18 protein-coding genes and 1 pseudogene are annotated in these 19,883 nt (G+C 64.9%); 3 read left to right on the forward strand and 16 right to left on the reverse strand.

Annotated elements, in window-relative coordinates:
- Positions 1 to 20: 20 nt before the first annotated feature.
- On the reverse strand, positions 21 to 1,832 hold the full coding sequence (gene mutL / locus RX331_RS06220) for a DNA mismatch repair endonuclease MutL (protein ID WP_317258035.1): 1,812 nt from the start codon (positions 1,830 to 1,832) through the stop codon (positions 21 to 23).
- Positions 1,833 to 1,979: 147 nt separating this feature from the next.
- On the opposite strand from mutL, the gene RX331_RS06225 reads away from it, so the two are divergent.
- Complete coding sequence (locus RX331_RS06225) at positions 1,980 to 2,132, forward strand: hypothetical protein (protein ID WP_317255745.1); 153 nt, start codon at positions 1,980 to 1,982, stop codon at positions 2,130 to 2,132.
- A 3-nt stretch (positions 2,133 to 2,135) separates the two neighbouring features.
- The gene (locus tag RX331_RS06230) at positions 2,136 to 2,432 is read left to right on the forward strand and encodes a hypothetical protein (protein WP_283032300.1); all 297 of its coding nucleotides are present in this window, start codon (positions 2,136 to 2,138) and stop codon (positions 2,430 to 2,432) included.
- A gap of 162 nt (positions 2,433 to 2,594) precedes the next feature.
- Here RX331_RS06230 and arfB read toward each other — a convergent pair whose 3' ends face one another.
- From arfB to RX331_RS06270, 8 genes and pseudogenes are all read right to left on the reverse strand, one after another.
- Positions 2,595 to 3,011 carry an alternative ribosome rescue aminoacyl-tRNA hydrolase ArfB gene (arfB, locus tag RX331_RS06235; protein ID WP_317255746.1) on the reverse strand — a complete coding sequence of 139 codons (417 nt, stop codon included), beginning with the start codon at positions 3,009 to 3,011 and terminating at the stop codon, positions 2,595 to 2,597.
- Between the two features lie 141 nt (positions 3,012 to 3,152).
- Positions 3,153 to 4,457, reverse strand: a complete 1,305-nt coding sequence (locus RX331_RS06240) for a pitrilysin family protein (RefSeq protein ID WP_317258036.1) — start codon at positions 4,455 to 4,457, stop codon at positions 3,153 to 3,155.
- Between the two features lie 62 nt (positions 4,458 to 4,519).
- Complete coding sequence (locus tag RX331_RS06245; RefSeq protein WP_410708134.1) at positions 4,520 to 5,911, reverse strand: M16 family metallopeptidase; 1,392 nt, start codon at positions 5,909 to 5,911, stop codon at positions 4,520 to 4,522.
- A gap of 178 nt (positions 5,912 to 6,089) precedes the next feature.
- Positions 6,090 to 6,803, reverse strand: a complete 714-nt coding sequence (locus RX331_RS06250) for a hypothetical protein (protein WP_317255747.1) — start codon at positions 6,801 to 6,803, stop codon at positions 6,090 to 6,092.
- A gap of 92 nt (positions 6,804 to 6,895) precedes the next feature.
- Positions 6,896 to 7,414 carry a signal peptidase II gene (gene lspA, locus RX331_RS06255; RefSeq protein ID WP_317255748.1) on the reverse strand — a complete coding sequence of 173 codons (519 nt, stop codon included), beginning with the start codon at positions 7,412 to 7,414 and terminating at the stop codon, positions 6,896 to 6,898.
- A 495-nt stretch (positions 7,415 to 7,909) separates the two neighbouring features.
- Positions 7,910 to 10,894 (reverse strand): annotated as a pseudogene (gene ileS, locus RX331_RS06260) (isoleucine--tRNA ligase); the annotation flags it as partial.
- A gap of 186 nt (positions 10,895 to 11,080) precedes the next feature.
- On the reverse strand, positions 11,081 to 11,635 hold the full coding sequence (locus RX331_RS06265; protein ID WP_317255749.1) for a sugar O-acetyltransferase: 555 nt from the start codon (positions 11,633 to 11,635) through the stop codon (positions 11,081 to 11,083).
- A complete protein-coding gene (locus RX331_RS06270) occupies positions 11,632 to 12,600 on the reverse strand; it encodes a bifunctional riboflavin kinase/FAD synthetase (RefSeq protein ID WP_317255750.1) in 969 nt (322 codons plus the stop codon). The genes RX331_RS06265 and RX331_RS06270 overlap by 4 nt, the downstream gene beginning before the upstream one ends.
- Positions 12,601 to 12,821: 221 nt before the next feature.
- Between RX331_RS06270 and RX331_RS06275 the strand changes: the two genes are divergently transcribed.
- Entirely contained in the window at positions 12,822 to 13,217 is a 396-nt protein-coding gene (locus RX331_RS06275; RefSeq protein ID WP_028350718.1) for a response regulator, read from the forward strand.
- 167 nt (positions 13,218 to 13,384) lie between these two features.
- Here RX331_RS06275 and RX331_RS06280 read toward each other — a convergent pair whose 3' ends face one another.
- The 7 genes from RX331_RS06280 to pgsA form a co-directional block, all read right to left on the reverse strand.
- Positions 13,385 to 14,239, reverse strand: a complete 855-nt coding sequence (locus RX331_RS06280; protein ID WP_317255751.1) for a TIGR01459 family HAD-type hydrolase — start codon at positions 14,237 to 14,239, stop codon at positions 13,385 to 13,387.
- Between the two features lie 15 nt (positions 14,240 to 14,254).
- Positions 14,255 to 15,718, reverse strand: a complete 1,464-nt coding sequence (locus tag RX331_RS06285; protein WP_317255752.1) for an EAL domain-containing protein — start codon at positions 15,716 to 15,718, stop codon at positions 14,255 to 14,257.
- A 265-nt stretch (positions 15,719 to 15,983) separates the two neighbouring features.
- Positions 15,984 to 17,330: an aspartate aminotransferase family protein gene (locus RX331_RS06290; protein ID WP_317255753.1), complete on the reverse strand. Its 1,347-nt coding sequence runs from the start codon at positions 17,328 to 17,330 to the stop codon at positions 15,984 to 15,986.
- Positions 17,331 to 17,513: 183 nt separating this feature from the next.
- Entirely contained in the window at positions 17,514 to 18,479 is a 966-nt protein-coding gene (prmB, locus tag RX331_RS06295; protein WP_317255754.1) for a 50S ribosomal protein L3 N(5)-glutamine methyltransferase, read from the reverse strand.
- A complete protein-coding gene (locus RX331_RS06300; protein WP_317258038.1) occupies positions 18,479 to 18,946 on the reverse strand; it encodes a molybdenum cofactor biosynthesis protein MoaE in 468 nt (155 codons plus the stop codon). Before RX331_RS06300 ends, prmB begins: the two co-directional genes overlap by 1 nt.
- Before the next feature lie 8 nt (positions 18,947 to 18,954).
- Positions 18,955 to 19,206: a molybdopterin converting factor subunit 1 gene (moaD, locus tag RX331_RS06305; RefSeq protein ID WP_317255755.1), complete on the reverse strand. Its 252-nt coding sequence runs from the start codon at positions 19,204 to 19,206 to the stop codon at positions 18,955 to 18,957.
- A complete protein-coding gene (gene pgsA / locus RX331_RS06310) occupies positions 19,203 to 19,817 on the reverse strand; it encodes a CDP-diacylglycerol--glycerol-3-phosphate 3-phosphatidyltransferase (RefSeq protein ID WP_317255756.1) in 615 nt (204 codons plus the stop codon). The genes moaD and pgsA overlap by 4 nt, the downstream gene beginning before the upstream one ends.
- Positions 19,818 to 19,883: the final 66 nt, after the last annotated feature.

Raw genomic sequence — 19,883 nt, forward strand, 5'->3', positions numbered from 1 at the left:
AGTTGAGTCCGCGGAAGCAACTACCGCCTCCCGAACAGCTTCTCGATATCCGCGAGCTTGAGTTCGACATAGGTCGGGCGGCCGTGGTTGCACTGGCCGGAATTCGGCGTGTCTTCCATCTCGCGGAGCAGCGCGTTCATCTCTTCCGGCTTGAGGCGGCGGCCGGCGCGGACCGAGCCGTGGCAGGCCATGGTGGCGGCGACGTGCATCAGGCGGCGCTCCAGCGGCAGCGCCTCGTCCCATTCGGCCATGTGCTCGGCGAGGTCGCGCAATAGGCCGGCGGCATTCGCCTTGCCGAGCAGCGATGGCGTCTCGCGCACCGCCACGGCGCCTGGGCCGAAGGAATCAATGGCGAGGCCGAAGGAAGCCAGCTCTTCGGAACGATCGAGCAGCTTTTCGACGGTGGCTTCGTCGAGCTCGACAATTTCCGGGATCAGCAGGATTTGCCGCTGCACGCCGTTCTTCGCCAGCGACGCCTTCAGCCTCTCATAGACGATGCGCTCATGCGCGGCGTGCTGGTCCACCACGATGAGCCCGTCGCGGGTCTGCGACACGATATAGGTCTCGTGGATCTGCGTGCGCGCCGCGCCGAGCGGCCGGTCGAGCATATCAGGCGCGGGCTGCGCCTCGAAGCGCACATCGGCGGTCGGCGCGCCGACATCGAAGGCGGCTTGCCCGGCTTCGGCGAACGCCGTTACCGCCGCGCCTTCGAACGAAGACACAGGCCTGACCGGATAGGCCGGCGAGCTGCGCCAGTCCCAGTTGGTCGGGCGCGGCGCGAAGGAGGGACGAAAAGCCGATAGCGCCGCGCCATCGGTATTGGCGGCGGTGCGCCGTCCTTCGCGAGCAAGGCCCTCCTTCAGCGCATGCACGATCAGCGCACGCACCAGGCCGGCATTGCGGAAGCGCACCTCGGTCTTGGCCGGATGCACATTGGCGTCGACGCCCTCGGGTGGCAGCGTCACGAACAGCGCCACCACGGGATGACGGTCGCGCGGCAGATAATCCGAATAGGCGGCGCGCACCGCGCCGAGGATCAGCTTGTCGCGCACGGGCCGGCCGTTGACGAAGAGATATTGTCCCAGCGCATTGGCGCGGGTCAGCGACGGCGCGGCGGCAAAGCCCTCGACCACGACGCCCTCGCGTTCGGCATGCACGTCGATGGCGCAGGCGCGAAAATCGCTTCCTAGGATATCGCCGAGCCGGGTCAGCCGGCCGGGCGCGCCGGGCAGCGCCGCCGCCCATGTGACCGGCGCGCGCTCCTCGCCGGCGAGCGTGAAGGCGATGTCGGGCCGCGCCATCGCGAGCCGCCGCACCACCTCGCGGATCGCTTCCGCCTCGGTGCGATCGGTCTTGAGGAATTTCAGCCGCGCTGGCGTTGCGAAAAAGAGATCGTTGACCTCGACCCGGGTACCCTGGGATAGCGCCGCCGGCATGATCTCTGATTTCACCCCGCCTTCGACCGACAGCGACCAGGCATGCGGCTCGCTGGCATGGCGCGTGGTGATGCCGAGCCTCGCCACCGCGCCGATCGAGGGCAGCGCCTCGCCGCGAAAACCGAGCGTACGAATGCGCAGCAGATCCTCGTCATCGAGCTTGGAGGTGGCATGGCGGTCGACCGCGAGCGCGAGGTCGGCGTGGGTCATGCCGCTGCCATCGTCGGTGATGCCGATCCGCCGCCGGCCGCCGCCATCGGTGAAGATGTCGATTCGGCTCGCGCCGGCGTCGATGGCGTTTTCGACGAGCTCCTTCACCACGCTTGCGGGCCGTTCCACCACCTCGCCGGCGGCGATGCGGTTGACGACCTGTTCGGGAAGCTGGCGGACGGGCATGTAATCAAAGGTTTCGATTCGACGGCTGATCACGACTTTACGCGGCCAGCTCGTCAAATGCATGTGGGTCAACATATTTTTACGGAACTTTTCGGGTGCTGCAGAGGCGCCGAATATGCGGTTCGCGTGTGGCCAAGGATTCGCAAAATGACCTCGAAATCCCTGCACGATCACCACATCGCGCGGCTTGCATGCGTGCGCGCCGTTCATCACACGACCGATCCGGCGACGGAACATGTTCGGGGCACGAACGGCGCCTGGATCACCGAACGGTTCTTCGCCAACCAAACCTGGGAGTAATGGATGAAGCTAGTGAAGACCTCGGCGATCGCGGTTGCAATGTCGGCCCTGCTTGCTGGTCCGGTATTGGCGCAAGGCGCCTCATCCGACACGCAGATCCGCGGCGGTGCCAAGGGCACGACCCAAATGCAAGGTGGAGCGTCGGGCAGCATGGACGAAGATACGCCCGGCGGCGCTGCCGGGCAACGTGCCGGCGCGAAGACCGGAATGAAGGGCACCGTCGGAGCCGGCAGCGGCGCGCCGCATGCCGCGCCCAAGACCACGGGCGGCGCGGCTACGCCTCCTGCGAGCAGCCGATAGACGTCGGGAGAAGCCCGTCTCCTCCGCCGGGTTGTCTGCAAGCGAACTCCGGCTGCCATCGGCGCGGCCGGAGTTTTTTGTGCCTTGGGCTCCGACCCGCGAACCCAACGCCCGCCTGGACGGCTCTATGCGCCTCATGTTCTGATTTGTCTCCGGCGGCGCTTAATCGTCGAAGCGGATGTTGCGCTTGGCCTTGACGTCGCTGCGGCGCTTCTTGCCTTCCAGCCGCCGCTGCTTCGAGCCGAAGGTCGGTTTGGTTGGCCGCCGCGGCGTCGGGCGGATCAAGGCCTCACGGAGCAATTCGAGCAGGCGGTCGATCGCATCGGCCCGGTTGCGTTCCTGGGTGCGGAAGCGCTGGGCGTGGATCACGATTACGCCTTCCTTGGTCATGCGCTGGCCGGCGAGACGCACGAGCCGCGCGGCCGCATCCTCCGGCAACGCGACCTTGCGCGTGTCGAAGCGAAGCTGCGCCGCGGTCGCGAGCTTGTTGACGTTCTGCCCGCCCGGCCCGGAGGCGCGGACGAAGCCGATCTCGATATCGTTTTCGTCAATCGTGAGGTCGCGGGAAACCCGCAGCATGACTGCACCAAAAGTCGTCATGCCCGGGCAATAGCGCGAAGCGCGTCTTCGCCCCCGATTCCCGGGCATCCACGTCTTATCAGCGTATAGAAAACGTGGATGGCCGGGACAAGCCCGGCCATGACGGGGAAAGGGGGGCGCCTAGTTCGCCTTCGGCGCCGCTGCGGCGGGCTGGGCGGCGGCCTGCGGGGCGCGGCCGACAATGACGGTGAGCAGGCCCTGGCCCCACAGCTTCTTTGCGGCCTTCCTGGCGTCCTCGAGAGTCACGGCGTCGACAATCGCATTGCGCTTTTCGATGTAGTCGATGGGCAGCTTGTCGAGCTGGTACTGCAGCAGTGCCTGGGCAAGTTTCGAGGAGGTGTCGAGGGCCAGCATCTGCGAGCCCTTCAGGTACGACTTGGCTTCGTCGAGCTCCTTCTGGGTCGGGCCTTCCTCGGCCATGCGGCGGATCTCCTTCTCGATCGCGTCGACGGTCTCGCCGGCGCGGTCGGCGCGGGTGCCGGTGTTGCCGATGAACAGGGCCGAGCGATCCATCCAAAGCAGGGATTCATAGACGGAGTAGGCAAGGCCGCGCTTTTCGCGGACCTCCTTGTAAAGCCGGGACGACAATCCGCCGCCGCCGAGGATGTGATTCACGACATAGGCGGCCATGAAATCCGGATCGTGGCGGCGGAAGCCGGGGCCGCCGAACGTCACCACGGTCTGCGGCACGTCCAGCGGCACGAAGGCGCGCTGTGGCGGCCTGGTGGCCTCCACCTCGGGCAAGGCCGTGAGGTTGGCCTTGGCCGGCAAGGTGCCGAACGTCTTGTCCAGGAGCTTGCCGAGCGTGTCGGCGTCCACATCGCCGACCACGGCGATGCGAAGCGTATCCTTGGCGATGACGCGGCGGACGTAATCCTTCATGTCTGATACGTCGATCTTCGGCACGCTCTCGAGCGTGCCGTTGCCCGGCCGGCCATAGGGGTGATCGCCAAACGCAACTTCGAGGAACTTGCGGCTCGCCAGCGAGGTCGGATTGGTGGTGTCGCGGCGCAGCCCGGAGAGCACCTGCGCCCGAATGCGCTCGACATCGGCGGCATCGAAATGCGGCGAGGTCAGCGCCAGATGGAGCAGGCCGAAGGCCTCATCCTTGTTGTCCTTGAGCATGCGCAGCGAACCGCGGAAATAGTCCCGGGTCGATGAAAAGCTGAGTTCGATCGCGCGACGCTCGAGGCGTTCGTGGAAGGTCTTGGAATCGAGATCGCCGGAGCCCTCATCGAGCAGGCCGGCGACCATGTTGCCGATGCCGGGCTTGCCTTGGGCGTCCTGGGCGGCGCCGCCGGCGAAGGCATATTCCATCGCGATCAGCGGGACGGTGGCGTCCTGCACGAACCACGCTTCGATTCCGCCGGGAGAGACCAGCCGCTGGATCTTGGCCGCGGCGTGCGACGGGCTCACCGCCAGCATCAGCACCACTGCGCCGGCGATCAGGCCGGATGCGAGGCGCTGCGCGCCAAACGAAAAACCGATCACGAGCGCTTCTCCTCGCGTTTTTGCGCGGTATCCTTGATCAGATAGCCGGTCACCGAGCGTTTCTTGTCGAGCCACTTCTGCGCGGCGTCGCGCACCCGCTCGGCGGTGACGGCGCGAATCCGGTCCGGCCAGCTCCTGATGTCGTCGATGGAAAGTCCTGTCGTCAGCGCACCGCCATACCAGCGCGCCAGCGTGGCCTGGTTGTCCTGGGCGTAGATCGCTTCCGCGATCAACTGGGTCTTGACCCGCTCGAGGTCCTCGGCGCGGGCAGGATTCTGGATCACTTCCGCGATGACGGCGTCGATGGCCTGCTCGATCTGCGGAAACTCAACGCCGGGCTTTGGTGTGACCGAAATCGAGAACTGCGTCGGATCGAGCGCCGTGCCCTGATAGCCGGCGCTGGCGCTGGTCGCGAGCTGACGGTCGATCACCAGCGCGCGATAGAGATAGGAGTTGGAGCCGCCGCCCATCAGCTGCGCGAGCACGTCGAGCGCCGGGCCTTCGCCGGCCGCCGCGGTCGTGGAGGAGGGCACGAGATAAGAGCGCCGCAGGCTGGGCTGCTCGACGCGCGGATCGGCCAGCGTCACCGTGCGCGGCGCCGCGGGCACCGGCTCCTGCGGACGAAGGCGGTGCGCTGATATCGCCGGCTGGGCGGGAATGCCGCCATAGGCCTTTTCCACCATCGGGCGGATTTCCTTAGCGTCGACGTCGCCCGCAATCACCAGGATAGCGTTGTTCGGCGCGTAGAAGCGCTTGTAGAACGCCAGCGCATCCTCGCGGTCCAGCTTCTCGATCTCCTGGCGCCAGCCGATGACCGGCCGGCCATAGGGATGGTTGAGATAGAGCGCCGCCATGATCTGCTCGCTCAGCCGCGCATCCGGATTATTGGCGACCCGCATGTTGAATTCCTCGAGCACGACGTCGCGCTCGGGCAGCACGTTCTCGTCCTTGAGGATCAGGCCGGTCATGCGATCGGCCTCGAACTCCATCATCTTTGCTAGATGCTCGCGCGGCACGCGCTGGAAATAACCGGTGTAGTCGAGCGATGTGAAGGCGTTCTCGTTGCCGCCGATCCGCAGCACGGTCTGGGAGAACTCACCGGCGGGATGCTTGGCGGTGCCCTTGAACATCAAATGTTCGAGGAAATGCGCGAGGCCCGATTTGCCCGGCGTCTCGTCGGCGGAGCCGACCTTGTACCAGATCATCTGCGTCACGACGGGCGTGCGGTGATCCGGGATCACCAGGACTTGCAGGCCGTTGTCGAGGGTGAAGTTGGCGGGACGTTCCGACGTGACCGTGGTCTGGGCGACTGCGCTGCCGGCGGAGAAAGCGAACGTTGAGATGAAGGCGGCAACGAGCGAGGCGGCAAAGCGGTGTGAGGACATCATGACCTATCTGGCGCTTATCCCGCAAAACCGAATACCGGTCCTGCGACAGGAATTCGCGCAAATGTTAGAAAATAACCCGACCAATCCAATCGGGATCAAACCGCGGCATCGTACACCGCGCCGGTATCGTCCATCGTCACGAAGGCGAGAGATCGGCTTAACTATTCGCCATACTTAACTATTCGCCATACTTGCCGGCGGCCGGATTGTATTCCTTGTTCAGCGATTCCTTCGGCCCGGTGCCGTAGGCGAAGTTCGACGACGGTGTCTGATAGCCGGGCGGCGGCTGGGTCAGCGACTCCCGCGTCGGCTCGCCCTTGAACGGCGCTGTCTCGGTCTTGTTGCCGCCGAACAGGCCGCTGAAGCCGCCGCTATAGCCGAGCTGCGACGGGCTGAGAATCGGATTGGTGTTCGTGACGCCGGGCTGAATCGGATCATTGTTGTTGCGCGAGGGTGCGGCGGTCTTACCTACCGCGAGTTCGGCCGGCGTCAGGATGCGGGACGCTTCGCGCGGGTCCTTGTTCTCCTTTTTGCGCGCGGCGGCCGCTGCCTTGCGGCGCTGCTCGTCGTGATCCTTCGGCCAGTTCGGCACCTTTGCTTCTGCCGCAGTCGCGGATGGCGGCGGCAAATCGAGCTTGGGGGGCACCACCAGCGGGGAGCGCTCGCGGTATTCGATGCCGCGGTTTTCCATGTTGGTGCCGCCGATGCCGCGCATGATGCCTTCGATGATCTTCTCTTCGAAGGTCTTGTCGTCCTCGTCTTCATCGTCGTCGGCGCGCACCGGGCCGGCGGCCATCACCAGGCCGATGCCGAGGGCAATCGCAGCGAACCGCAACACTCGGCTCAGCGAGCTGGTCTGCAGCATCCAGAAGCGGGCATCGGTCTCGCGCATCGCGCTGTTCCCATTCACAATTTCTGCGACTGGCAGGGGCCGGTCTGACGGATGTAACAACCCCTTGCCGCAAGGGTCCGTATCGGCCGGGATCAGGGCGCTTTTGCGGCGGGTACCCCGAGGAACGAGTCATACAATAGGCCCGCTACCCCGGCAACAATGGCCACATCGGCCAGATTAAACACATACCAATTGAAGGTTTTTCCCCCGATCTCGATATGGAACAGGGCGAAGTCCACCACCGCGCCGTGCAGGAAGCGGTCGATGCCATTGCCCACCGCGCCGCCGATGATCAGGCCCAGCGCCAGCGTCGCCAGCAGCGTGCTGGAGCGCGCCATCCAGATCCCCAGCACGATCACGGCGATCGCCTTGATCGCCATCAGCGCGAGCTGGGCGAGCTGGTTATCGCTCTGGAACCAGCCAAAACTGATCCCGACATTCCACGCGAGCACGAGGTCGAAGAACGGCGTAACGCGGACCGCGCCGCGATTGGCGAGATCGAACGCGTAGAGGAGCCATAGCTTCGAGGCCTGGTCGATCACCAGCGTCGCCACCGCCGCAATGGCGCCGGCGCGAAGGTGAGGGGTACGCGCGTGCTCGCGGCCAGACACTTATCTGGCCTTTTTTTTCTTCTTGGCCTTGCTCTTGTTCTTGGCCGCCGACGGCTTCTTCGCGGCCTTTTTGGCCGTTTTCTTTTTTGCCTTCTTGGCCGCAGTCTTAGTCGCTGCCTTTTTGGCCCCTTTCTTTGCCGGGGAAGTCCTTTTGGATTTGGCTGCCTTCGTGGCCTTGGCTTTCTTCGCCTTCTTGGCGCTGGCCTTCGAGGCTTTGGGTTGTTTGGTCTGTTCGGCCTTGTCGGCTTCGACAGCCCTCTTGGCCGCTGCAACCTTCTTGGTCTTGACCGGTTGGCTCGGTTCCTCAGCCGCCACGCTTGCCGGAGGCTTCTTGGCCCTGACCTTCTTCTCCGGCTTGGCAACCATCACGCTTTCCGAATCGGCTGGCTCGGACGCTTCCTCTGGCTGCTGCATTTGTTCGACGGCCGGCGTCTCGACCAATGCAACAGGCTTGGCGGTCTCTTGGACGGCGTCCACCGGCTTCTCACCTGCGGCGAGTGCCTTCCACTCCCGCAAGGCCTGCGCGTCGCGCGGGGAGACGTCGGGATATTCGGCGTCTTCGCCGACCGTGGGGAGGATCTTCCACGACCTTGCGCATTTGGTGCCCACGGCCTTTTCAACGACGACGGCAACACCTGGCACATCGGCGAGGGTGAACGCGCCAGCCGGCGCGTCGTCATTGGTGACCATTGCATTCGAGGTGATGCAGACTTCCGCCATGTCGACATCGAACAGCGTCGTGAAGACGTTCTTGTCGGACACATAGACCAGCGGCGAGGCCTCCAGCGAGGAGCCGATGTTCTTGGCCGCACGCTCCAGTTCGAGCGCACCGGTAACGACACGGCGGACGTCGCGAATGGTTTCCCATTTGGCGGCGAGTGCATCGTCGCGGAACTGATCGAAGCCTTCCGGGAACAGCGTCAGGTGGACCGAGGCTTCCGCATTCGGCTTGTACATCCGCCACGCCTCTTCGGTCGTGAAGCTGAGCACCGGCGCCAGCCAGCGCAGGATCGCATCGCAGATGATGTCGATCGCGGTCAGCGCCGCCTTGCGCGCCGTCGACGACGGCGGATCGCAGTACAGCGTGTCCTTGCGGATGTCGAAATAGAACGCTGACAATTCGGTGTTCATGAACGCGGCGAGGGTCGCGACCACCGTCTTGTAGTCGAACTCGGCATAGGCGCTCCGCACGATCGTAGCGCGCTTCGCCAGCTCGTGCAGCATCAGCCGCTCCAGCTCGGGCATCTCGGCATGGTCGATGGCCTCGGAGGGGCGGAAATGATGCAGCGTGCCGAGCATCCAGCGGATCGAATTGCGCAGCTTGCGATAGGTCTCGATGGTGTTCTTGAGGATCTCGGGACCGATGCGCTGATCGTCGGCGTAATCGGTGGCGCAGACCCAGAGGCGGAGGATATCGGCGCCGGAATCCTTCATCACCTTCTGCGGCTCGACGGTGTTGCCGAGCGATTTCGACATCTTGCGGCCGTTCTCGTCCAGCGTGAAGCCGTGGGTCAGCACGACGTCATACGGCGCGCGGCCGCGGGTGCCGGCGCTTTCCAGCAGCGAGGAATGGAACCAGCCGCGATGCTGGTCAGAGCCTTCGAGATACATCACGGTATCCTCGCCGCCATCGATCTTGCGAACGATGTTGCCGAGATTGGGGAAGTTCTGGCGGTCTTCCAGCACGAAGGCGTGGGTCGAGCCGGAATCGAACCAGACGTCGCAGATATCGTCGACCTTCTTCCAGTCTTCAGCTGAACGATCCCCGAGAAAGCGCTCGCGCGCGCCGTCCGTGTACCAGGCGTCGGCGCCCTCTTCCATGAAGGCTTCGACGATGCGCTGGTTGACGATTTCGTCCTGCAGGATCTCGGCCGAGCCGTCGCCGTTCTCGCGCACGAACACCGCGATCGGCACGCCCCAGGCGCGCTGGCGCGAGATGACCCAGTCCGGGCGGCCGGCGATCATGCCGTTGATGCGGTTCTGCCCGGACGGGGGCACCCACTGCGTCACCGAGATCGCGTGCAGCGCGCGGGCGCGCAGCGTGTCGCCGTGCCTGGTCTTGCCGTCGGCCGCAATGTCCTTGTCCATCGCGATGAACCATTGCGGTGTGTTGCGGAAGATCACCGGCTTCTTGGAGCGCCAGGAATGCGGATATTGGTGCTTGAGCCGTCCGCGCGCCAAAAGCTTGCCGGCCTCGACCAGCGCCTTGATCACGGCGTCGTTGGCGTCGCCCTTTTCGCCCTTGTCGTTGATTACGCGCTTTCCGATGAAGCCGGGGGCGTGGTCGGTGTAGGCGCCGTTCTCGTCGACGGTATAGGGGATCGCGGTATTGATGCCGCGCGCGTCGAGGTCACGCGTGTTCGCCGTCCAGACGTCGAAGTCTTCGCGGCCGTGGCCGGGCGCGGTATGGACGAAGCCGGTGCCGGTGTCATCGGTGACATGGTCGCCGGGCAATAGCGGCACCGTGAATTCATACCCGCCGCCAAAGCCTTTCAAAGGATGGGCGCATTCCACCGCATCGAGCGTATCGCCCGGCAGATCGCGCACCTTCTCATAGCCGGTGACGCGTGCCTGTTTGAAGACGTCTGCCGCAAGCGCGTCGGCGAGGATGAGCAGGTCACCGGTCTTCGCCCAATTGTCCGCCGGCGCGTCGGTGACCTTGTAGAGGCCATAGGCGATCTTCGGCGAGAACGAGATGGCGCGGTTGCCTGGCAGCGTCCACGGTGTCGTGGTCCAGATCACGATCGATGCCTCGGCGAGCACGCCATGCGCCGGCGAAGTGACCGGAAACTTCACCCACACCATGTCGGAGGTGTAGTCCTCGTATTCGACCTCGGCTTCGGCGAGTGCGGTCTTCTCGACCACGCTCCACATCACCGGCTTGGAGCCGCGATATAGCGTGCCGTTGGCGGCGAACTTCATCAGTTCGCGCGCGATCTGCGCTTCTGCCGGATAGCTCATGGTGGCGTAGGGATGATCCCAGTCGCCGATGATGCCGAGCCGCTTGAATTCCTCGCGCTGCACGTTGAGCCAGTGCGTCGCATAGGCGCGGCACTCCTTGCGGAATTCCACCATCGCGGTGGAGGCGCGAAAATCCGGCTTCGGCTTGCCCTTGGAGCGGTAGTTCTCTTCCTCGATCTTCCATTCGATCGGCAGGCCGTGACAGTCCCAGCCCGGGACGTAGTTGGAGTCGAAGCCGAGCATCTGCTGGCTCTTGGTCACCACGTCCTTGAGGATCTTGTTCAGCGCGTGCCCGATATGGATGTTGCCGTTGGCGTAGGGCGGCCCGTCATGCAGCACGAACTTGGCGCGGCCGCGCGCATCGTCGCGCAGCTTTCCGTAGAGGTCGATCTCGTTCCAGTATTTGAGGATTTCCGGCTCGCGCTGCGGCAGGCCGGCGCGCATCGGAAATTCCGTCTGCGGCAGGAACAGGGTTTTCGAATAGTCAGTTCCGTCGGACTTTTGCGGCTCTTGGGACATGAATGCTCTGGTTTGGCTCGGAGACGGCGCGGAAACGCTGGGAAGGAGCGGCTGAAAGGCGAAGATCCCGGTCTTGCGCCGAGCGGACGCTCAGGCGGAAGCCGGGCCCCTAATGCTCATGGTGCGCCGCGCAAACATGGGGCTTTCCATAGCAGGGGGCCGGGAAAATCGCAAAGGCTGCGGAATTCAAGTCCGACGCGGCCGGGCCGGATTTCCAGCTACCGTGACGCCGGGAGCGACGTCCCGTGTGACCACGCTGCCCGCGCCGATCACGGCGCCGTCGCCGATCGTGACGCCGGGCAGGATAATGGCGCCGCCGCCGATCCAGACATCGCTGCCGATCCGCACCGGGCGGCCAAATTCGAGGCCGGTTCGCCGGGTTTCTGCATCGCGCGGGTGGTCGGCGGCATAGATCTGGGTTGCCGGTCCGATCTGGGTGCGGTCGCCGATCGTCACTTCCACCACGTCGAGGATGACACAGTTGAAGTTTAGAAACACCTCGTCGCCGAGGCGGATGTTGTAGCCATAGTCGCAAAAGAACGGCGGACGGATCACGGCGGCTCGGCCGACATGGCCGAAATGCGCCGACAGCAGCGCGTGACGCTCGGCCACGGGCGCCGCAAGCGCCGCGTTATAGCGCGCCAGCCAGGCCTTGTTGGCGGCAGCATCCGCCTGCAGTTCGCTATCGCCGGGCCGATAGAGTTCGCCCGCCAGCATTTTTTGCTTCTCGGTCTTGCTCAACCGATTTCTCCAAGCTTCGGAAACGCGTCGGGCGCGGCGGCCAGCCGTTCGCGGGCCCTGGCGGTATCGTCGTCCATTTGCCTGATCAGCGCGTCGATCGAGTCGAATTTAAGTTCATCTCGGATGAAACCGATGAAGGCGACGTCGAGCACGCTGCCATAGAGGTCGCCCTCGAAGTCGAACAGGAATACCTCGAGCAGCGGCGCGCCATTGTCGAAGGTCGGGCGGCGGCCGAAGCTGGCGACCGCATCGAACCGTTCGGCCCCGCGGCCGACCCGCACCGCATAGATGCCGTGCTTGAGGCTGCAATTCTTGTCGAGGCGGATGTTGGCGGTGGGGTAGCCGAGATCGCGGCCGCGCTTCTCGCCGTGGATCACCTCGCCGCTGACGAACCACGGCCCGCCCAGCATGGCAGCGGCTTCGTCGATCTGGCCCTCCGCCAGCGCCATGCGGATCGCGCTGGAGGACACCGGCCGTTCCTCGATGTCGACATGGGCCTGGACGTCGATCTCGATGCCGAGCCGCGGCCCCTCGCTGACCAGAAGGCTCGGCGAGCCGGCGCGCCCCTTGCCGAAATGAAAGTCGTAGCCGACCGCAATCCCGCTGACGCCGAGGCGCCCGATCAGATCATGGTGAATGAAATCTTGCGCCGAGGTTCCGGCCCGCGCCCTGTCGAAGGTCATCACGACAGCACCGGCGAGTCCTGTGCCAGCCAGCAGCCGTAGCTTATTGGTCTCGTCGGAGAGGCGAAACTGGGGGCTGTTCGGGCTGAAAAAGGTGCGGGGGTGCGGCTCGAAAGTGAGGGCGAATGCCGGTTTGCCGTGGGCCCGGCCCATCTGCAGGGCGGCCTCGATCACGGCCCGGTGGCCGAGATGGACGCCGTCGAAATTGCCCATCGCAACCACCGCCCCGCGGGGGATGTCGGCAGCGGGGGTGGTGTCTCGGATAACGGTGAAACCGGTCATTTCAGGGATTCTTGGCAATTTCGGCTGGGGTGAACGGGGCCGGACCGTGACGCGGGGCCCCCATCGAAGTCAAGCGGGGAGGGGCGAACCCCAAACGGATGCAATCCGTCTCGGGCCGTTTACGGGCTGTTTAAGGGCTGATGCTAGAGGTTGGGGGGAGGTCTGCGGGTCGCGCAGGGCCTGTCGATAGTTTGTGGCGTCAGCGTTGAGTGGGGGAAAAGATGGCGGTTGATTTGTCCATGCCGGTTCTGGTGGTTGATGACTACAGCACCATGATCCGCATCATCCGAAATCTTTTGAAGCAGCTCGGCTTCGACAACATCGACGATGCCAGCGACGGCTCGGCCGCGCTGAACAAGATGCGCAGCAAGAAATACGGGCTCGTGATCTCGGACTGGAACATGGAGCCGATGACCGGCTACGACCTGCTCAAGGAAGTCCGCGCCGACCCCAACCTGGCCACCACGCCCTTCATCATGATCACCGCCGAATCAAAGACCGAGAACGTGATCGCCGCCAAGAAGGCCGGCGTGAACAATTACATCGTCAAGCCGTTCAACGCGGCGACGCTGAAGACCAAGATCGAAGCGGTCTTCCCTGATATGGCGACGGCGTAAGGTTTCGTGTCCCGGAAGCGGTGCAGCGCCTCTTTGGCGATGCGCCGCAGAGCCGGGACTATTGCTTCTACCACAATGGACCCCGGATCAGCAGCGCACCAGCATAGCGCGTCGAAGACGCGCGTGAACGCGCTTACGGTGCTGCGCTGCGTCCGGGGAACGCGCGTCTACCACCGCAGCTCGCGCATCAGCGCGCGGGGCGGGTGGCCGAACAGCTCCTTCACCGAGGCCGGATCGAGCTGGTCGATGCCCTCGAATTCCTCGGAATGGATGCCGCGGGTCAGGAAAAGACAGTCGATCCCGAAGCCATGCGCGCCGGTGAGGTCGGTCCGCACCGAATCCCCGATCGCCAGCACCCGGTCGAGCGCAGTGGGCCGGCCGCGGCGCTCGGCGGCGAGCGCCATGGCGCGTTCATAGATCGGCCGGTGCGGCTTGCCGTAGAAGATCGCCTCGCCGCCGAGCTCGCGATAGAGCTCGGCGATCGCGCCGGCGCAATAGATCAGCCGGTCGCCGCGTTCGACGACGATGTCGGGGTTGGCGCAGATCAGCGGCAGCTTGTGCTCGCGTGCCTGTAGCATCATCGCGCGATAGTCTTCCGCCGATTCGGTTTCGTCGTCGAACAGGCCGGTGCAGACGATGTAGTCGGCCTCTTGCAGCGGCGCCGTCACGGCGTCGAGCCCGCGATAGATCGAGGAATCCCGCTCCGGGCCGAGCCAGAACATCTTTTTGCCGGGGTGGTCGGCGACGAAATTCCGCGTCAGGTCGCCTGAACTGACGATGGCGTCGTAGGTTTCATCGGCGACGCCGAGCTTGCGCAACTGGCGCTGCACGGAATCGGCCGGCCGCGGCGCATTGGTGATCAGGATGACGGTGGCGCCGCGCTGGCGGCAGGTGTGCAGCGCCTCGCAGGCTTCGGGAAAGGATTCCAGCCCGTTATGCACCACGCCCCAGATGTCGGAGAGGATGACCTCGACGCCGTCCACGACGTCGCGCAGCCGCTCGACGAACCGCAAGGAGGTCATGATTTCGAAAACCTGCTAGGCCGGTCCCGCGGCACGGCGAGCCAGGGCGGCATTGCCGGTCGCCCGTACCGAAGGCTGGGCGGGCTGGCTTGCCACGGGAACGGGGATGCTGGAGCCATTGGGAGTGCCGGATTCCTTGTTCGTCGTGGCCCCGCCGGTAGCAGATGCGCCCTCGGGCCGCAACGGCCGCGGTGGCGCAAACAGGAAACCCTGGCCGAAGCGCACATCGTAGTCGAGCAGGTCCACCACCGCGCGCTCGCCCTCGATCTTTTCGGCGATCAGGTCGATGCCGAAGCGGCCGAGCAGATCGGAAAGGTCTGAGGGGTGAATGTCCGAGGCCGAGCTCTGCTTGGGGTCGAGCAGCAAGGCCGCCGGCACCTTGATGAAGCGGACGCCGCGGTCGGCCAGCTCGCGCGGCTCAATCCTGAGGTCGGTGACATGGTCGATCGAGAAGCGGTAGCCGCGCTGCGACAACGCGGCAAGGTGCTCGACCTCGATCGGACCGAGCCGGCGGAACATCGCCTGCTTGAATTCGAGCACGAAGGACGGCGCGAGCGCCCGATTGGCTTCGAGGAAGTCGAGGCATTGGGCGAAATTGGCGGGATTGCCGAGCGTCGCCGCCGAGACATTGCAGAACACACCGACGTCCTTGTTGCGCACCATCAGGCGGCGCAGCACCTGCACACAGCGCAGCATCACCATGTGGTCGATCTTGCCGATCAGCCCGCCGGCTTCGGCGGCGGCGATGAAATCATCGGCGGCGATGATCTGGTCCCGTTCGTCGCGCAGCCGCGTCACCGCCTCGTAGAAGCGCACCTTGCGCTGCGGCAGCGTCACCATCGGCTGCAGGTAGATGTCGAGCCTGCTTTCCTCGAGGGCGTTCTTCACGGCGGCGAGCAGTTGGGATTGGTGGCGAGAAGCCGCTTCCGGAGCAGCTGCCGCCGGTCTCGGAGCCATGGCCGCCGGTGCGGGCCTGATGACGGCAGGCGCAGACTGCACCAGCGCGGGGGCAGGCTCGTACTGCGGCTCCGGATCAGGGTTGGCCGCAGGGGCTGCCGCCGCAGCCGCCGCGCTGGCGGCGATGAGATCCTCGTGGCTCGCCACCGAGACCGCCAGTTGCTTGACCAGCACGCCGAGTTCGCTGATTTCGCCGACAACGGCCTGGATGCGATCGGAACTGGCAGAATTGGCCGACACGATCCGTCCCTCGACGGCGGCGAGCCGGCGGCCGAACTCGGCGACCTGCCGGGCAAGGTCGGCGGTGCCGCGGGAAAGATCGGCGATCTGGCCGCCGACGTCGGAACGGTCGCGCAGCCGCATCGACACGGCGTTGTAGAGGATCAGGAAGGTCAGCGCGGTGAGCGCCACGATGGCAGACTCTGTGCCGGTGAAGCCGGCCAGCGCATGCAGGGCGAGGCCGAGGGAGGCTGCAACCAGCACCATGCAGATGGCGATGAAAATCGTCGAAATGCGAATCATGTCGCGCGCTACGCCCTCAGGTCCGAACGGTCTTCACCCGGGAAAACACGGAAGTTGCAGGCACGGTCCGTCTGCGCTCCCAAGCGCAGCAACCTTAGCATCAATGTTGATTCGCAAAGCTAGTGTTCTTTGGACACGGTCGGAACTTGTAATGCTTTCCAACGTGTTTACGTCGCGTGTCCCGGCCTTGAGCCGGGACACATGTCGACGGTCGGGATCGCGGCGAGATGGGCCCCGGCTCAAGGCCGGGGCGCGAGAGCGGCGTCTACGCGACCGCCCGGATCACCTTGCCGACCTTGTCCACGATCTCGCCGATCTGGTCCTCGGTGACGATCAAAGGCGGGGTCAGCGCCAGCGTGTCGCCGACGGCGCGGAGCATGATGTCATTGTCGTGGAAGGCGCTGTTGAGTCCGGCAAAGCCGCGCTTGCCGACCCCGTCCGCCGACGGCGCAAGGTCGATGCCGGCCGTCATGCCCACGGTGCGGATGTCGACCACGTTGGGCAGGTCCTTCAACGACATCACGGCGTCAGCGAACTTCGGCTCGAGCTGGTTGGCACGCTCGAACAGCTTCTCGTCGCGGTAGATGTCGAGTGTGGCAAGCGCCGCTGCGCAGGCCAGCGGATGCGCCGAATAGGTGTAGCCATGGGTCAGCTCGGCGACGTGCTCGGGGCCGGTCATGAAGGCGTCATGGATGGTGTCGCGCACCAGCACGCCGCCCATCGGGGCGGCGCCATTGGTGACGCCCTTGGCAAACGTGATCATGTCAGGCAGCACGCCGTAGCGCTCGGCGGCAAAGGCAAAGCCGAGCCGGCCGAAGCCGGTGATCACCTCGTCGAAGATCAGGAGAATGCCGTGCTTATGGGTGATCTCGCGCAGCCGCTTGAGATAGCCCTTGGGCGCTGCCAGCACGCCGGTCGACCCGGCCATCGGCTCGACGATCACGGCGGCGATGGTGTTGGCGCCATGCAGGTTGACGAGATCCTCCAGCGCATCGGCGAAATGCACGCCGTACTCCGGCTCTCCCTTGGTGAAGGCCTGCTTCTCGCGGTCATAGGTCGCCGGTAGATGGTCGACGCCCGACAACAGCGAGCCAAAGATCTTGCGGTTGCCGACGATGCCGCCAACGGCGGTGCCGCCGAAGCCGACGCCGTGATAGCCGCGCACCCGGCCGATCAGGCGCGAACGGCCGCCTTGGCCGCTGACCTGGTGATAGGCGAGCGCAATCTTCAGCGCGGTATCGGCCGCCTCGGAGCCCGAGTTGCAGAAGAAGACATGGTCGAGGCCATCAGGCGCTAGCTCGGCGATGCGGCTGGCAAGCTCGAAGGCCTGCGGAATGCCGAACTGGAACGGCGGCGCATAGTCCAGCGTCGCGGCCATTTTGGCGATGGCTTCCGAAATTTGCGTGCGGCCATGGCCGGCATTGGTGCACCACATCCCGGCGGCGGCATCGATCAGCTTGCGGCCGTCGGCGGTGAAGTAATGCATGTCCTTGGCGCCGGCGAGCAGCCGCGGGTTCTTCTTGAACGCCCGGTTCGCGGTGAACGGCATCCAGTGCGCGGCGAGATCGTTCGGAACATTGACAGGGGTCGGGCGGGGGCTCTTGTCCAGCATGGGGCGGCCTCTTTGACGTTTGGAACGTTGGGCTCGTGCCAAACTATCATTTTCCCCGTTCAACGGGAACGTCGGCGCGCCGTGATATTTCCGCGCAACGACAGCCATAGCGTTTTCGAGCGAAGTGTCCCGGTTCGCGTGAAGAAAACGCGTCAAATCAGAATGGAGCCCCGAAAAGGGGCTCTAGAGATCGGAGGCGGCGATCCAGAACACTTCGCCCTCGGAATCCTCAGTGTCGAGCCAGAGCAGCGGCAGGTGCGGATAGGCGGCCTCGAGCTGCGGGCGGCAGCGGCCGACCTCGCATAGTAGCCCGCCCTGCGGCGTCAGATGCGCGGCGGCCTCGTCGAGGATGCGGCGGACGACATCGATCCCGTCGGCGCCGCCGTCGAAGGCAAGCTTCGGCTCGGCGCGGCATTCGCGCGGCAGACCGGCCATGCCTTCGGCGTCGACATAGGGCGGATTGGAGATGATCAGGTCGTACCGTTTGCCGCCAAGCGGCTTGAACAGGTCGCCGCGATACAGCGTGAGACGGTCCTGCAGCCCGTAATCCCCGACATTGCGTGCGGCGACTTCGAGCGCATCCTTTGAAATATCGACAGCGTCGATTTCGGCGTTCGGAAAATTCCGGCTGGCCAGGATGGCAAGGCAGCCCGAACCGGTGCAGAGGTCGAGCACGCTTTCCACCGCAAGCGGATCCGAGATCAGCGAACCGGCTTCGTCGTCGCCATCGCCGGCAAAGTGATCGTCGAGCAATTCGCCAATGAAGGAGCGCGGCACGATGGTGCGTTCGTCGACATAGAAGGGCAGGCCGCGCAGGTAGATCTTGTTGACGAGGTAGGCGGCGGGCTTTCGCGTCGTGACGCGGCGCGCGATCAGATCGAGTATCTTGCGGCCCTCGATGGTGGTGACGCGCGCGGTCGCAAACGTCTCGAACTGGTCGGGGTGCAGGTGCAGCGCCGCGCAGACGATGAATGCGGCCTCAGCCACCGGATCGGTGGTGCCGTGCGCGAACACCAGCTTGGCCTCGGTGAAGCGGCTGACGGCGTAGCGGAGGAAGTCGAGCAGCGTCAGCAATTCGCCCGAGCCGACCTTGGGCAATCTGGTTTGGCCGGCGCCGCGCCGCGCCACCGCTTTCCTGGCTTTGGCCATCAGGATTTGGCCCAGCGCGCGGCGGCCGCGTCGTCGTGGTCGCGCGCCTCGACCCAGGCCGCGCCGTTTTCGCCTTCCTCGCGCTTCCAGAACGGCGCGCTGGTTTTCAAATAGTCCATCAGAAATTCCGCGGCCTCGAAGGCCGCCTGCCGATGTGCCGATGCGGTCACGACCAGCACGATGTTCTCGCCCGGTGCAATACGGCCGAACCGGTGAATGACGGTGAGGCCCTGCAACGGCCAGCGCGCCAGCGCCTCGTCGGCGTGACGGCCGATCTCGGCTTCCGCCATGCCGGGATAATGTTCGAGCGTCAGCGCCGCGATCGGCGCGCCGTTCTCGCTGCCGCGGCAGACGCCGCTGAACGTGACGACCGCGCCGATATCGGTGCGGCCATTGGTGAGCGCTGCTATCTCCTGCGCCGGCTCGAAGTCGGCCTGCTGGATGCGAATGGTCGCGGTGACCGGCATGGCGGAGGTCAACCGCCGGTCATCGGCGGGAAGAACGCAATCTCGCGCGCGCCCGATATCACGGCGTCCGGCTTAACATGGGCGTGGTCGATCGCGGCGCGGATGATCTTCGGTTTCTCGAAGGCGTAGGCGTAAGCCTCGCCGCGCCGCGAGAGCCAATCGATCAAATCGTTCACCGTGCGCACGTCCGCCGGCGGCTCGACGGTCTCTTCCGCCAGGCCAATCCGCTCACGTACCCAGGCGAAATATTTGACCTTCATCCCTCGTCCTCCTTGATGAGGTGATGGATGCCGGCGCGGAAATAGTCCCATCCGGTGTAGATCGTGAAGATCGCCGACATCCACAGCAGGATGATGCCGATCAGCGTGGTGGCCGGCAGGATCTGCTCGCCGGCTTCGCCGGCGATCAAAAAGCCGATCGCGACCAGCTGAATTGTGGTCTTCCATTTCGCCAGCTTGGTCACGGGCACGCTGACCCGCAGCGCCGCCAGATATTCCCGCAGGCCCGAGACCAGGATCTCGCGGCACAGGATCACAATGGCTGCCCACAGGGTCCAGCCGTGGATCGAGTTGTCGGCCGCCAGCATCAGCAGGCATGATGCCACCAGGAGCTTGTCGGCGATCGGGTCGAGCATCCGTCCGAAGGCCGATTGCTGGTCCCAGATCCGGGCGTAATAGCCATCGAGGTAATCGGTGACGCCGGCCGCAATGAAGACGGCCAAGGCCACCCAGCGCAGCCACAGCGGACCGTCCAGGATGGATTGGGCAAAGACGCAGCCGACTACCACCGGGATGGCGGCAATGCGGGCGTAAGTCAGGATATTCGGTATGGACAGGGTTTTGCCCTGTCCCCTTGTCGTTGCGATGTTCATCCGTCTTACCAATACCGCTGGAACGTGAAGGTCAACCTTGCGGACCTAGATCATCTGTCGCAGGCG

Source organism: Bradyrhizobium sp. BWA-3-5, from assembly GCF_032917985.1.
Taxonomy (GTDB): domain Bacteria; phylum Pseudomonadota; class Alphaproteobacteria; order Rhizobiales; family Xanthobacteraceae; genus Bradyrhizobium.

Bases quoted from the DNA above. Each gene is read 5' to 3' on its own strand.
- prmB (WP_317255754.1), bottom strand. From the start codon at position 18,479: ATGGCCAAAGCCAGGAAAGCGGTGGCGCGGCGCGGCGCCGGCCAAACC.
- arfB (WP_317255746.1), bottom strand. From the start codon at position 3,011: ATGCTGCGGGTTTCCCGCGACCTCACGATTGACGAAAACGATATCGAG.
- RX331_RS06280 (WP_317255751.1), bottom strand. From the start codon at position 14,239: ATGACCTCCTTGCGGTTCGTCGAGCGGCTGCGCGACGTCGTGGACGGC.
- RX331_RS06270 (WP_317255750.1), bottom strand. From the start codon at position 12,600: ATGACCGGTTTCACCGTTATCCGAGACACCACCCCCGCTGCCGACATC.
- pgsA (WP_317255756.1), bottom strand. From the start codon at position 19,817: ATGAACATCGCAACGACAAGGGGACAGGGCAAAACCCTGTCCATACCG.
- RX331_RS06285 (WP_317255752.1), bottom strand. From the start codon at position 15,718: ATGATTCGCATTTCGACGATTTTCATCGCCATCTGCATGGTGCTGGTT.
- RX331_RS06230 (WP_283032300.1), top strand. From the start codon at position 2,136: ATGAAGCTAGTGAAGACCTCGGCGATCGCGGTTGCAATGTCGGCCCTG.
- RX331_RS06245 (WP_410708134.1), bottom strand. From the start codon at position 5,911: ATGATGTCCTCACACCGCTTTGCCGCCTCGCTCGTTGCCGCCTTCATC.
- RX331_RS06290 (WP_317255753.1), bottom strand. From the start codon at position 17,330: ATGCTGGACAAGAGCCCCCGCCCGACCCCTGTCAATGTTCCGAACGAT.
- moaD (WP_317255755.1), bottom strand. From the start codon at position 19,206: ATGAAGGTCAAATATTTCGCCTGGGTACGTGAGCGGATTGGCCTGGCG.
- mutL (WP_317258035.1), bottom strand. From the start codon at position 1,832: ATGCCCGTCCGCCAGCTTCCCGAACAGGTCGTCAACCGCATCGCCGCC.
- RX331_RS06240 (WP_317258036.1), bottom strand. From the start codon at position 4,457: ATGCTGGCGGTGAGCCCGTCGCACGCCGCGGCCAAGATCCAGCGGCTG.
- RX331_RS06300 (WP_317258038.1), bottom strand. From the start codon at position 18,946: ATGCCGGTCACCGCGACCATTCGCATCCAGCAGGCCGACTTCGAGCCG.
- RX331_RS06250 (WP_317255747.1), bottom strand. From the start codon at position 6,803: ATGCGCGAGACCGATGCCCGCTTCTGGATGCTGCAGACCAGCTCGCTG.
- RX331_RS06275 (WP_028350718.1), top strand. From the start codon at position 12,822: ATGGCGGTTGATTTGTCCATGCCGGTTCTGGTGGTTGATGACTACAGC.
- RX331_RS06225 (WP_317255745.1), top strand. From the start codon at position 1,980: ATGACCTCGAAATCCCTGCACGATCACCACATCGCGCGGCTTGCATGC.